We start from the raw sequence: 14220 nt of genomic DNA on the forward strand, positions 1-14220 counted from the left end.
ATTATGAACAGCAGAATTAGAGAACACCTTCAAGACCTTGAAGTAAGCAGGGGCGGAGGGATTATAAGTGATAAAATAAGAATAGAGACCATACCAAACCCTATGCTTATAATAGGACTTGGTGGAACAGGCATAGATGCAATGCTCAGATTGAAATACCAAATCAACAAGAGATTTATTCTGGAGGAGGATACCCTTTCAAACACAAGAAAGGATAAACCTAAAAAAGTAGAATTTTTAGGTTTTGAAACCAATCAGGGAGAAAAGAATAAAAGATACCCTGGAAATGGAGGGGTGGGTCTTGACCCTCAAAGTGAACTGGTCATGTTGTCAAATGCAGAAATAAGGTCTATTTTAAAAGATCGTAAAATATTGGATGACTGTATAAAGGAGTGGTTGTCACCGGAGTTGTCCTCTGAAAGTGGTACGGATGGTGCCGGAGGAGTAAGACAGATAGGAAGACTTTTGTTGTTTACAAAAATCAACGAAATTGTGGACTGTATTGAAAAGAAGATAAGATTGCTGCAGGAAGATAAGGAAGAAACTCTTCATGTATTTATACTTTCTGGCCTTTCCGGGGGAACAGGAAGCGGTACTTTTATAGATATAGCCTATATAGTAAGGGGAATAATGAACAATATATATGGCTCAAAGGGTGATGACAAGGTTAATATAATGGGGTATTTATTTACACCGGATGTAAATCTGTCAAGATCTGCGGATAATCAGTCAGCACAATCTTACATAATAAAAAATGGCTTTGCGGCACTTAAAGAACTAGATTATCTTATGGGTATGGGGGATAGACATGAGAGATTTACACAAAAATATAGAAACAGACTTACAGTGGATTCACCAATGCCCCCTTTTAATCTGTGTCATCTGATTTCTGCTACCAATATAGATGGAAGACCTATGAGTAATGGCTATGACTACTGTATGAATGTAACAGCAGAAAATATTGTAAACTTTATGTCCAGTGAAGTAAGGGAATCTGGCGGTGTGTTTGCCATACAGGATTATATAAGCAATTTAAAACAAAATACAGACAATATGGCAAAACCCTATATGGCAAACTACAAATATGTAATTATAGGAGCAGCTTCTGCAGTACTCCCTCTGGAGGAGATAACCACCTATATTGCCTATAAGCTTTTTGAAAAGATGCAGTATATGTTTAATAATGTTCCAGAGGAAAATGAAGTGGATAAGTTTATAAGAAGGCTTAAACTGGATGAGGACGCAGTGACGGAAAGATTCGAGGAACAGCTTCAAAACAGAAAGCCTATAACAGGATATAAGGATAGGGAAAAATATAACTACAGCAATGTAATAAAAAAACAGTCAGTTAATATTGACGAGGAAATGAAAGAATATTTAAGAGACTGTATAAATGAATACAATAAGGTGAAAACTCAATATCCAGGTCATATTGAAAAAGAAGCAAGACAATTGGTGGATGGAATTTTTAAAGATCCAAAGAGAGGACCTTTTTATGCTTCCAGAATATTATTTTCCAAGAGCTTTTGTGTTATAAAGACACTGGAAGTTCAAATCACATCGCTGAAGGAAAGACTATCTAATATATCAAGAGAGATAAAGCTTAAAAAAGAACTTTCAGAAGATAGGTTTCTGCAAGCTAAAAAGGCAATTTTATTCACCAAAGAGGGAAGAAAAAATGACTTTATAGAAGCAAAAAGCGAGGAATATATATTAAAGGCAGAAGAAGAAAAAGTTATAAGAATGATAGAGTTCTATGAAAAAGTAATTGAAAATTTAAGTCAGTTAAACCACAAGATATACAAAGTGTATACGGATATATTAAATGAATTAAATAAAATATTCAAAGAAGATGGAGATATATTGGCAAAAGGGGAAGAAATAGAAGGAGCCCTTGGAAGAACTTATTCCTGGACGGTGGTTAAGGTTCCGGATCTGACAGACTATATAGACAGGGTTGTAAATAAAGAAACTGCAGATGAACTTGTCAGAAGATTTTCCTACAAACTTTTGGAAGAGTCCCAAAAATGGCTGGATGAAGTTCACATAGATGTGGTGGGATCAATTTCAAATTTTGTCTCTGAAGAATATGGAGAAGTGATAACCCAGTCTATGGAAGAGTTTTTATCTCTTCAATATGGGGAGGATAAATCCATTATAAGCATAATAAAGGATAACATAGCACCAAAACTTGATAAGGATGCAGTTCCCATTTTCCACATAAGCAACATGGAAGCTGTAAATTTTCCTACATGGAGTATGGTTTCAGTACCTACAAATGCCAAAAAGATCCTGGAAGGAATCAAAGAATACAAGAGAAATTCCCACAAAGGTGACTCTATTAACATTAAAGAAAGTACTGTAACCAACAGGATATTCTGGTTGAACACCAAAAATGGAGTACCCCTTTATTCCTATGCTCCTATAAAGCACTATGAACAAATATATGAAAAAACCTTGTTTGAAAGGGATGGAATAGGAAGACATCTGTATCAAAGTGAAAGCAGGAACTGGATATACCTTCCATCACCTATTCCTGAGGAGTCTTGGGGTACAACTTATGTAAATGAAAGGGTAAAGGACTATAACGAAGAGGTACGGGAACTCTTTAAAAGGGGATTGGAACTTGGATGTGTAATAGATAGTGGAAAGGGAAGCAATGAAAGATACAAATGTATTATTACAGAGAATTCTAATATAGATGAGTTTATGAAAGGGTATAGTATTTACCAGGAAGCGGATACGCCAAATGTAGGAGAAATAAAAAGGGCTATAGCAGATATTGAAAAACTTTTGAAAGAGGGAATTACTCCAGTTGAAAATCATGATATGCAAAAGTATTATATATTTGAAAGTAGTGATGAAGAAAAAGCACAGAGTAATCTTATAAGAACCCCAGAACTTACAAGACTTCTATTACAGGAAGTAGAAAAATATGAAGCAATTATGGATAAAAAAGAAGAGCTTGAAGGTATTATAGAAGGTTTAAGTAAAGTGCAGAAAGATAGGGACAATTTTTTAAGGGCACTTTACACAGATACCATAGTAAAAAAAGGAGTATTTTATATTTACAATGGAGGAGAAGACAGCAAAGTAAGCATAGAACCCTTTATAAATACTTTAAAAGAGAAAGAATATCAGCATGAGGCCTTATTTAAAAAGTATGCTTCACTAGATGAAAGGGATAAGGTAATTATAGATGTAACCTCTGATAGAAGGCTGGAGAATCTTTCTATGGAGGAAGGTACAAAAACCCTTATTTTAAATATAGATGCTCTCCTTGAAAATTTTAAAGATTGTATAGAGGAACTTGATATAAGAAGGTACCAATTGGTAAATGGAGATGAACTTTTTACCTTCTACAATGAGATGCTTCCAAGACTGAAGGAAGTAAGAAAACAGCTTGAACAATAATTTTGAGGGTAAGGTAAGTCCTTGCCTTCTATTTCCCCGGGAGGAATTTTTATGGAACATATATTGGAAAATTTCAAGGAGGAATATGATTCAATAATTCAAAAAAGAGTTTATGGCAACAAGGGCAGCAGAAGTGCAAATAACCCCATAATTTTTGTGCTTTTAGGAAAAGAAGCAAAAGAAGCATATGAACATATAAAAAACAGTACAACAAAGAAGTGGGATAATGGAGAAGGTATACTCTTTATAAATATTACAGAAGACAGTATAGAGGATAGAGACAATTCTTTTAATTTTCAGTTTCAATTTGAGTTTAAAGATAAAAAGTGCTTAAGAAAAAATATAAAGGAAAAATTCTGTAGTGACAAGAAAAGTTTAGAGAGTCTAAATAAAAAGATAACTCTTGCAAGAGACAAAATATTATCTAGTGGAAGTTTGTTTAATTCTTTTGAAAATATAAGTATTTCTGTAATTACTGCTTCTTGTGATCCTTTTAATGTGATCCTTCCTGAAATAACCCTTCTTATAAGAAAAAAAATGTTGGAGGTATTTAAGACAGGTACTTTGGATCTTTATGTCCTTATAAAAGAAAAGAATATGGAAGATGAGTTCTTCTCAAAAGCAGTTTCAGTAAGTTTTTTCAGGGAAATAGAATATATGCAGAGGGAAGATTTTACTTTTAATGAAAAGATAGATATGTATGGAGAGGGTAGGGATCTTTTTGTAAATTTTAATGGGGCGGTATTTTATATGACCTATGTGTTGGAGGAAAAAAATGAAAAGGGCATAATACCTGAAGATTCCATGAAAAACAATTATGAAATAATATCCTGCTTGAGTTTTATAAAAAATAGAAATTCAGCTTTAGAAAGTTATACCCACTCTGAAAATCAACGCTATGATAATACGAGATTCAAGGCAAATATATTAAGAGAGGGTTCTTTAAACAGATATATTACTGCGGGACTTTCTAAAATTGAAAGACCGGGAGGTGTTATCTGTATAACGGTACTTAAGTCTTTACAGGAGAGAGTTGTGGAGAAATTAAAGGAGTTATCCATAAAGAAAGTGGATTTTATAACTGAAATATTAAAAATAGATGAGGTAGGGTTAAACTCAAAAGTTTGCCGTATTTTACCTGAAAACATATCTATTAGGGATATGGAAGGTATTATGATATCACCTGTTTTAAAGGTAGAGGGATTAACTTTTAAGCAAATTGAATATAAGTTATACGGGGATAGATGTAAAAATTTTTTTCGGGAAAACTTTATAGTACCTTCTAAAAATGCTTTGAAAGCTTTAAATATTGAAGAACAGGTTAAGTCTTTGGTAAGGGAACACATAATAGATAACACCAAGCTTGGAATATACTGTGCTTTTAATTGGACAGGACAAGAAAGCGGGTTGTTAAAACATATAAGAGATAGGATAAATTCCATAGGTATAATGATAAATAATGTAGAAAATGAATTGGATAGTTTCTATGAATCAAGGTTTGTAGAAGGCTTCAGCCTTAAAAATATTTTTGTAAGAGGCAAAAGTATAAAAGAAGCCAAAATAAAAATATTTGAACATATATATGAAAGTAAGCTTGAGATTTTAAGGCTTCATATTTCAAAGAGTATAATAAAACAATATGAAAATGTTTTATTAAAAATCCATGGTGATATTTTACAACAGGTAGAAGACCTTGATTATATAGGAGAAACCGTTGAAGGCTATGAACACAGCATAATAAAAAGTGAACATGACTATGCCCTGCAAAATATAAAAGTTTATTATAAAAATGTGGTAAATAATATTTTAGATAATCTTGAAAAAAATTATGGTGAAGGTTTTTATCTGGAAGATAAATATATGGGAAATATTTCAGTGTTATTAAGGGAAGGAAAGGAAAAGGTACTTGAAAAAATTATACTTTTTTGCAGAAAGCACATTTTAACACAACCTGAATTTAACCTGTCTTTTGAAGAGGAGTTTAATGAAAGAGCAAATGTAAATGTCTCTGACTATAATTCAAAGGTACTGTCCAGAGAGGAACTTTACCGCAGACTTTACAATATACTTGAGGATAATTCTGCACTTAAAAGCCATATTATGAATTATGATGTAAAAGGGTACCAGGAAAAATATTTTTTTGGAGATTACAGCAGTGATTTTATAAAGTATGCTTTTGATTTTGACAGAAAGACAAGAAATTATAAAATAGGATATATAAACGAAATAAAAAGCAGTGGTATTGAAAAGTTGAATTTAATGGGAGGTTTTGGTGCAAAGGATATTATATATATAATATCTTCTGTGGAATTTTATAATTACTGTATAGAAAATGGATATATGCTTCATGGTATAGATGCAGAGTTATTGCCTCCTATCAGTTTTTGAAACGCCTAAAGGAAGGTGAGGGTTATGAGGATAGTTGAACTTTTAGATGATGAGGATGAAATATACAATATACAATGGGAACTGGACAAGGATAAATTTACTATAAGATGGAGCTGGCCTGAAAATATTGACTTAGTTTATATAGTAAAAACAAAGGTTCAGGGTAACTTATCCTTGCAGGATATAAGTGAAAACAATGCCAAACTGTATACCAGAGAAGAATACAGGGAATTTAACGGATATTTTCAATCTGTACAGGGAATAAGCCAATATACATATTATATATTTCCTGCAGTGGAAAAAGAAAATGAAATTTTGCTTTTAAGTCAGCAAAACGAAAAAAATAAAGTATTTATAAATACGGGAAAACCTGAAATATACTATGAAATAAAACAGTTAAAGCCATTTAGAAATTTTTTTTCAAAGGAAAAAGTTCTAAGAATTATTATAGATTCAGAGGTGGATTTAAATAAAGATGTGTTGTGCTATGTAAAAAAAGCCAATTCCTATCCTCTTAACAGGGAAGATGGCATAGCTTTTGATTTTATTGATAATATTTCTGCAGGAAAGAATGTGATGCCGGAGATAAGAGTGAGAAAGAATGAATATGTAAAAGTTTTTATAAAGGATATAAATAAATATGGCAGTGCTTATACTTTAAAAGAAAGGTAAAGATGCTTTGAGTTTAGTTATCTTTCTTAGGAAAGGAGTAGAATCTATGGGCTTTCTAAGTTTTTTTTCTGAAAACAGAAAAAAACAAAATAAGGAGTATATAAAGGCAACCTATGAAAAGGGGCCTTTTATAATAAAATGTCCCTTTTGTTTTAAAAAATTCAAAAATGATCAAGTGGTTTTCAGGGCTGCCCATTTTGAAAAAGGGGATCCTGAATATGAAAAGAAGATAGATGAGGTACTTAATGAATACAATAAAAACATAGGGAAAGGCCTGCTTGGAGAGATAAATCCTGTGGTAAGGGCTGAGGGCCTTCCAGAGAGCAGTAAAAAGAGAGTAGATAAAGTGCTTATAGAAATTAAGGATAAGTACGATATAACTACTAATGAAAGGCTGTGTCCTTATTGTCATAATGAACTTCCCTTAACTTCAGGGAGAGGGCCTTCTAAAATTATTTCTGTGGTAGGGGCTTCCCAGGCAGGCAAATCTGTTTATATGACAACTCTTTTATATGTTCTTGAAAGGTATACCTGTGAAAGAATAGATGCCTCCATGATTGCAGGAAGTTCCACATATAATGATGAAATAAGGGAAAACCAGGAAAGAATTTTTGAAAGAAATGTAATGCCAGACCCTACCCCAAAACAGCATATGGAACCACTTATAGAAAACTTGAAATTTAAAGATGATAGGATACCACCTATTACCCTTATTTTTTATGATGTACCTGGAGAGGGTATGACAGATAAGGTTTATATAGAAAAGCACGGAGAACATATAAAAAATTCCGATGGCATAATATTTCTTGTAGATCCTCTGCAGATGAAGGCTTTAAGAAAGAAGATAAGCATTTTAAACAGAGAGTTTAAAGGAGATTTTACGGAAAAATATCAGGAATCAAAGGATATAGTTGTATATTTATTTGAAAATTTTATATCTAAACAGTCAAGGGAGAGAACCTCTATACCTACGGCGGTAGTGATAACTAAAAGTGATATGCTGAGGAATTTGAATGATGAAGAATACATAAGTAAAAACAGCAATATATTTAAAAATTACAACCACAGAAAGTTTTTCAATTTAAATGAATTTGAAAATATTGATGGGGAAGTGAGAAAATTTTTAGCCAGAGTAGAAGGGGCTTTCAAGGGAGCCATGGATACCTACTTTAAGACTACAGGATATTTTGCGGTATCGTCTCTTGGCTGCAATCCTCACAATCTTAAAATAGACACCAGTACAAGTATAAATCCTTTGAGAGTGGACGAACCTTTTTTGTGGCTTCTTTACTGCATGAATTATTTAGATGGGGGAAGGGAATAAAATGATTGCTCAACACTATTATACAAGAGATAGAAAAGGAGTTTTCAGTAAAACTCCAGGCTATGACACTGTAGCTAAAAGTTCTGAACTTGAAAATGAATTTATAATAAACACCCTTCAGGAGTTATGTTTTTATGAAGTTCCCTCCCCCCTTGTGGGAGAAGAGGATATATTTAAATATCCTGCGGCACTATTTTATGCAAATGTGGAAAATAAAATGATAATTGGACAATCTGTCTTTGGAGGAAAAGATTATACAGGGCAGAGAAATCGCTATTTTACTCACAATTATATAATTCCAGAAAAAGAAAGAGAAATTTATATAGAAAATCCCGAAAAAATAATATATGCTTCAGGATTTAAAAGAGATTATGATATAGAAAAAGGAAGTATGCTGCAGCAAATAAGGGAAATTCCATTAGATAACCGAGATAATTGTTTTAACTCCATAGAGAATATGTTTTCTGCAACTGGTATAAATACAGAAATATTTACAAGTTTAATTAAAGCCTGTTTCAAGTCAGTTAAATACTGCAGAAAAATATATATTGTACTTAATGTGGATTACAGCCATATAAATACTGTTTCAAGGGGAATACTTAAATATCTATATAGAGTACTTCCCTTTGAAGTTAGGAGAAACTTAGGTTTTATAACCTATATGAAAGAACCTAAGCTAAAGGATTCAATAAATATTATATTTTTAGCCCGGGGGAGTATAAAGAGACTTTCTACAGAAATAAAGGCAGGTTATGTATTTGATCTTTCAAAGAAAGATTTTTATTTGGATGATATTGGAGAGGAAAAACATGAATTTATAGAGTTTGTTATGGATAACATTGAAAATACAGAGAATTTAAAAAAATTTTTCTCCAGAGCAGATAGTACTCTTTTAGGGGGTAGATTAAATATATGTGAGTATGATGAATTTTTTAAAGAACCCCCTCAGAAAAAAAAGGAAGCACCTTGTGAAAATACTATAATACCTGTAGAAAATAAAAATAATAACTTCTTTCTTAAGGGTATTTTAAAAAAAATTTTAGATTTCTTTAAAAATTAAGAACTGTATCCCCCACATTGAAAAAATTGGGGGATTTGGCTGATTACATCCTGAAGAAAAAGTTATATTGACAAAAGATATATCTCTAGTGTATTATAACTATAGTACACTAGAGATATATCCAAATAGTATTATCTTGAAAATGGAGGAAGATTATATGATAGAAATAAAAAATGTGTCAAAAATTTATAACATGGGTAAAGAAAAGGTAATTGCACTGGACAATATAAGTTTAACTATTAAAGAAGGGGAATTTACAGCTATAGTAGGACCTTCGGGTTCAGGCAAATCTACTTTGATGCATCTTGTAGGAGGGCTTGATACACCTACATCGGGAAGTATATTTGTAGATGGAAAAGATATAAGCAAGTTTAAAGATAAAGATATGTCAAGGTACAGAAATAAATCTGTAGGCTTTGTATTTCAATCTTTTAATCTTGAAAATACACAAACTGCCCTTGAAAATGTGATGATGCCCTTAATATTTTCTGGTATTGATAAAAGAAGGAGGAAAGTAAAGGCAGAAAGAGCCCTTGAAATGGTGGGACTTAGAGACAAAATAAAAAATAAGCCCACAGAACTTTCGGGAGGACAGCGTCAGAGGGTGAGTATAGCAAGAGCTCTTGTAAATGAACCTAGAATAATTTTTGCAGATGAACCAACGGGAAATTTGGATTCAAAAAATGGACAACTTATAATGAATCTTTTAAGTGATTTGAATAAAAGAGGGTATACAGTTATTATGGTAACTCATAATATGGAAGAGGCAAAAAGGGCAAAGAGAATTATAAGTATAAAAGATGGCAAAGTACAGGAGGTAGAACAGGATGAAATTTAAAGACATATTAAAAATGGCTTTAAATGGCCTTGGAAGCCGAAAAGGAAGAACCTTCCTAACTTCTCTGGCAGTTGCTATTGGAACTATGCTCATAGTAACTCTTGTGAGTATTGGAACATCAGGTGAGAAGTTAATTTTAAAAGAGGTGGATGTTTCACAATTAAAGCAAATTCAGGTAATGAACTTTAAATATTATGATATGTATGAAACAGATTCTGGTGATATTGATATAAATGATATGTTTAAAAAAATTGATGGAGATGCTATTGAAAAGTTTAAAGCTATAAAGAATGTAGAAAATGTACAGGCATTTGTAAATACATCTGCAGAAAGTGTAAAGATAGAAAATAAAGAGAATAATCAGGGAACTAGAATAAGGGCACTTTACAATAATGATAATTATTTTACAGATGAAAAAATTGCATCTGTGAGAGATAAAAATAAGGATAGCAGTTTAAAACCTATAATTGCAGGGAGAAATTTAATGAAATCAGATAAGGAAGCAGTACTTGTAAGCAAAAAATATTTAGATTCCATGGGCATAAAAAATTACAATGAAGTTCTGGGGAAGGATGCACTTATTACACAGTCTAGAACCAATAATCCCAATGTTATTCTACCTCCCTTTCAAATTAAAGGAAAAATAGTGGGGATAATAGGAGATAAGTTCCATGAGGATGGAATAATAATATCCTCACTGGACATTGCTTCAGAAATCAGCAGTTATACTTCTCTTCAAAAGGACTATATAGATAATTTGGGCTATGACAGTGTAATTGTATATACCAGGGATTCAAAAAATGTTCCTGACATAGCAAATTCAATAAAAAAAATAGGGTATTTATATGCCAGTTACCAGGATATGATAGAAAAAATACAGAGTACCTTTAAGGTAATAAAGGTGATACTTGCCCTCCTTGGATTAATAGTGTTGTTTGTGGCCAGTGTAGGTATTGTAAATACCATGACTATGGTTATATATGAGAGAACCAGATTCATAGGCATAATGAAGGCATTAGGCGCAGATAGAAATAATATCCACAATATATTTATTACCCAGTCAGGAATAATAGGATTTATAGGAGGCATAATGGGAATTGTATTTAGTAGTATAAATTTAATTATAATGCAGTTTGCCTTGAACATGTACATGAAAAGCAGGGATATAACACAATCTGTCAATTTGAATATGCCTCTTTGGCTTCCACTGGCTACTTTGGCTTTTTCCATTGCCATTTCCATAATATCAGGGATTTATCCGTCAAGAAAAGCTTCAAAGATGAATCCTGTAGATGCTTTAAATTCATAAGGGGGAGATTTACATGAAATTTTCAGATTGTTTAAAAATGGCATTTTTAGATCTTGGTAGAAGAAAAATTCGTACTGTACTTACATCCATTGGCATAGCCATAGGGGCAATGCTGGTGGTATTAATGGCAGGTTTTGGACAAGGAATTCAAAAAATAGCTATGGATCAGATAAAACAGATGGATACCATGAGAATAATTCAAGTAAAACCTGAACAAAACAGTAGTAAAAATTCACAACAAAATAAAAGCGAATTTAAAAAGATAGACAATACTGTGCTTGATGAGTTTAAGAGTATGAAGAATGTAGAGCAAGTCAGTGCATCTATTGACACCCAGATACAGAAGGTTTTTATAAATGGAAAAGAGATTTCTGAGGTGAACATTAAAGGAAGCAATCTGGAATTTCCCATATTTTTAAATTCACAGCAAAATGAGATAAAATCAGATAAAAAGAAGAGTAAAAAATATGGATATAAACCCATCATTGCAGGGGAGATTATAAAACAGGGAAATGAAGATTCCGTACTCTTGGGTCAAGGCCTTGCAGATAAAGCTGGTATAAAGGATTATAAAAGTATTGTTGGAAAGAATGTAGAAATGAGAGTTTATTTGCCTTCTATTCCAGGACTTCCTGAAAAAGAGCCCCTTGTAATAAATGCAAAAGTTTCAGGGGTGGTAAATAAAAATTATGACAATGGAAAAAATGTAATAACAGCTTCCAGTAAAACAGCAGCAAAAATTCAGCAATATTACACAGAAGAAGAAAATTATCTGGAGGAAAAAGGATATAATAATGTAAGTGTGGAAGTAAATACCGCAGAGAATGTGGAAAGTATAGATAGCAGTATTAAGAAAATGGGATATGTTACAAATTCACAAGTTGAAAGCAGTAAAACACTAAAAACTATGATGACCATAATAAAGGCACTCTTAACTGCAGCAGGTGTAATAGTACTTCTTGTAGCATCCATAGGAGTAATAAATACTATGACCATGGCGGTATATGAAAAGACCAAATCTATAGGCATAATGAAGGCACAGGGTGCATCAAGAAAGAATATAAGCAGAATGTTTCAAATTCAAGCTGGAAGTTTGGGGTTTATAGGAGGACTTTTTGGAGGTATAGCAGCTCTTGTATTAGGTTTTGTTATAAACAGAATTGTGGTAATGTATAACATAGGAGGTATACAGTCTGGTATGAAAATAATAGATGTTAATATTTCAGTTCTGATATTTACCCTGTTATTTACTATACTGGTATCTGTAGCGGCAGGTATGGTTCCAGCTAGAAGAGCTTCCAAATTGAATCCAGTGGATTCACTGAGAAATGAATAATAGGAGGAAGTTATGAACATTCAAATATTTGGTACTAGAAAATGCTTTGATACCAAGAAAGCAGAAAGGTATTTTAAAGAGAGAAAAATAAAGTATCAATTTATAGATTTAAACCAAAAAGGACTCAGCAAGAGGGAACTTGAAAGTGTTAAAGCTTCTGTGGGTTTAAATAACTTAATCAATATTAAGGCCAAAGAGTATAATGCATTAAATATGGACAAGATAAGAAGCAGCAGTGTAAAAGAAGAAATACTTTTAGATAACCCTAAATTGTATAAGACCCCTATAGTTCGAAATGGTAAACAAGCCACTGTGGGATATGAACCTAAAGTATGGAAAAACTGGGAGTAATTGATATTAACCACGCAGGTCAGTGATGATATAATTTCATTATTGGCTGGCGTGGTCAATTTAATTGATTTTAAAGGAGGATAATATGATGAATTTTAGAAATCTATTTAAACCCATTACCATAAATGGACTTTTTTTAAAAAATCGTCTTGTAATGTCTGCACTGCACCACGGGTATACTCCTAACGGATTTGCCACTCCAAGATTTAATAAATATTATTGGAGACGGGCAGAGGGGGGTGCAGGGCTGATTATAGTAGGGGGATGTGTTATTGATAATTATCGGGGATATGCTGATATTATGAGCCTTGAAAGTGATGATTATATTTTGGGCTATAGAGAGTTTACAAAGGGCATACATAAACGTGGTGCTAAAGTAGCGGTGCAGCTTATGCATACTGGAAGATACAGTAGAACCAAATATATTACCGGAGATAAGGATTATCGTCATGCATACATTCTTGTATTTGAACATATTGAAACATTTTATAACACCACAAGGATTCATAGTCATTGTAATTATATGTCACCAAATAAATTTGAAAAAGCATACGAAAAATGCACAAGTATTAGTATGTCTACAACAAGTTAAAATATGGAAATATATTAGGGTTTTCTCGTTCTAATTTATACTTTTTCTTGACATAGTATCCACTGGGAAACTAGTGCTTATTTTCGTGCTATGAAATTTTAACAAACTGATTAAATAATTTGTTTATAGATATAATATTATAGACAAGTTATTTTTTATACAAGTTCGCAGGGAACAATTGCCATCTCCTGGAAGAGAAGAATAGCCGGACAAACTCCGACTGCTTCTGGATAGTAAAAGTTAATAACATAAAAGTAAACTCTTAAATTCAAGCATTAATATTAAGTTTTTCTTTAATTGCAGTTTGTATGACTTGAGAGAAGTTAATGTTATTCTTTTCAGCTAAAGATTTTAACCATTGTGGCATAGTCACAGTTGTTTTAACAGAAGTATTTTGTATGGCATCGCGATATAGCGGCATATAAACATCAACCAATAAAAGTATCTCATTCTTATCAAGTTTGATTTTATTGATTGGTGAAGGAGAAGGAATTTCTATATCATCTTCCTCCATACCGAATAAGTGCAAAGCTAAAACTTCTTTAGCATCTTTAACGGCTTCATCTATAGTACTTGCATTAGATACGCAACCTGGCAAATCCGGAAATGTAATACCTATGTTATCTTTGTATTGAGTTATTATAGATGGATAAATATAAATATCTTTCTTCATGATAACCTCCTATGGAAATTTTATATATTAAACTTTCAAGGGAAAAGGGAGGAATTAAGAAAATTTAATCCCTGTTTGTTTTTGAATACTCTTTATATTTTTAATTCCTAAATCTTTAACTGGATGCCTTACTGTTAGTTTATGACCGGTCTGTATATTGATGATGGTCACCTACAATTCTTTTTAAATACCATCCATGCGATTCAAGTATTTTTAGTACTTCCCTTGATGAGTAAAACTTCATTTATTTCCCCCCTGCAATT

The 14220-nt window shown here is 32.4% G+C and carries 12 protein-coding genes; 10 read left to right on the top strand and 2 right to left on the bottom strand.

Annotation, left to right across the window (positions count from 1 at the left end; genetic code table 11):
- Positions 1-3: 3 nt before the first annotated feature.
- The 10 genes from V7Q02_RS00350 to V7Q02_RS00395 all read left to right on the top strand — a co-directional run bounded on the left by V7Q02_RS00350 (position 4) and on the right by V7Q02_RS00395 (position 13284).
- Positions 4-3414: a tubulin-like doman-containing protein gene (locus tag V7Q02_RS00350; protein WP_333858965.1), complete on the top strand. Its 3411-nt coding sequence runs from the start codon at positions 4-6 to the stop codon at positions 3412-3414.
- A 51-nt stretch (positions 3415-3465) separates the two neighbouring features.
- Complete coding sequence (locus tag V7Q02_RS00355; protein WP_333858966.1) at positions 3466-5802, top strand: hypothetical protein; 2337 nt, start codon at positions 3466-3468, stop codon at positions 5800-5802.
- Positions 5803-5826: 24 nt separating this feature from the next.
- A complete protein-coding gene (locus tag V7Q02_RS00360; protein WP_333858967.1) occupies positions 5827-6474 on the top strand; it encodes a hypothetical protein in 648 nt (215 codons plus the stop codon).
- Between the two features lie 46 nt (positions 6475-6520).
- Positions 6521-7798: a TRAFAC clade GTPase domain-containing protein gene (locus tag V7Q02_RS00365; RefSeq protein WP_333858968.1), complete on the top strand. Its 1278-nt coding sequence runs from the start codon at positions 6521-6523 to the stop codon at positions 7796-7798.
- 1 nt (position 7799) lies between these two features.
- On the top strand, positions 7800-8858 hold the full coding sequence (locus tag V7Q02_RS00370) for a GAP1-N2 domain-containing protein (RefSeq protein ID WP_333858969.1): 1059 nt from the start codon (positions 7800-7802) through the stop codon (positions 8856-8858).
- Between the two features lie 157 nt (positions 8859-9015).
- Entirely contained in the window at positions 9016-9696 is a 681-nt protein-coding gene (locus tag V7Q02_RS00375) for an ABC transporter ATP-binding protein (RefSeq protein WP_333858970.1), read from the top strand.
- Positions 9686-11005, top strand: a complete 1320-nt coding sequence (locus V7Q02_RS00380; RefSeq protein WP_333858971.1) for an ABC transporter permease — start codon at positions 9686-9688, stop codon at positions 11003-11005. The genes V7Q02_RS00375 and V7Q02_RS00380 overlap by 11 nt, the downstream gene beginning before the upstream one ends.
- A gap of 13 nt (positions 11006-11018) precedes the next feature.
- On the top strand, positions 11019-12341 hold the full coding sequence (locus tag V7Q02_RS00385; protein WP_333858972.1) for an ABC transporter permease: 1323 nt from the start codon (positions 11019-11021) through the stop codon (positions 12339-12341).
- 12 nt (positions 12342-12353) lie between these two features.
- On the top strand, positions 12354-12692 hold the full coding sequence (locus V7Q02_RS00390) for an arsenate reductase family protein (RefSeq protein ID WP_333858973.1): 339 nt from the start codon (positions 12354-12356) through the stop codon (positions 12690-12692).
- 85 nt (positions 12693-12777) lie between these two features.
- The gene (locus V7Q02_RS00395) at positions 12778-13284 is read left to right on the top strand and encodes an oxidoreductase (protein WP_333858974.1); all 507 of its coding nucleotides are present in this window, start codon (positions 12778-12780) and stop codon (positions 13282-13284) included.
- A 268-nt stretch (positions 13285-13552) separates the two neighbouring features.
- Here V7Q02_RS00395 and V7Q02_RS00400 read toward each other — a convergent pair whose 3' ends face one another.
- Complete coding sequence (locus tag V7Q02_RS00400) at positions 13553-13957, bottom strand: type II toxin-antitoxin system HicB family antitoxin (protein WP_333858975.1); 405 nt, start codon at positions 13955-13957, stop codon at positions 13553-13555.
- A 139-nt stretch (positions 13958-14096) separates the two neighbouring features.
- Positions 14097-14201: a type II toxin-antitoxin system HicA family toxin gene (locus V7Q02_RS15865; RefSeq protein ID WP_442882151.1), complete on the bottom strand. Its 105-nt coding sequence runs from the start codon at positions 14199-14201 to the stop codon at positions 14097-14099.
- Positions 14202-14220: the final 19 nt, after the last annotated feature.

Origin of the sequence: Clostridium sp., assembly GCF_036781005.1 — a bacterium.
Classification (GTDB): domain Bacteria; phylum Bacillota; class Clostridia; order Clostridiales; family Clostridiaceae; genus Clostridium_B.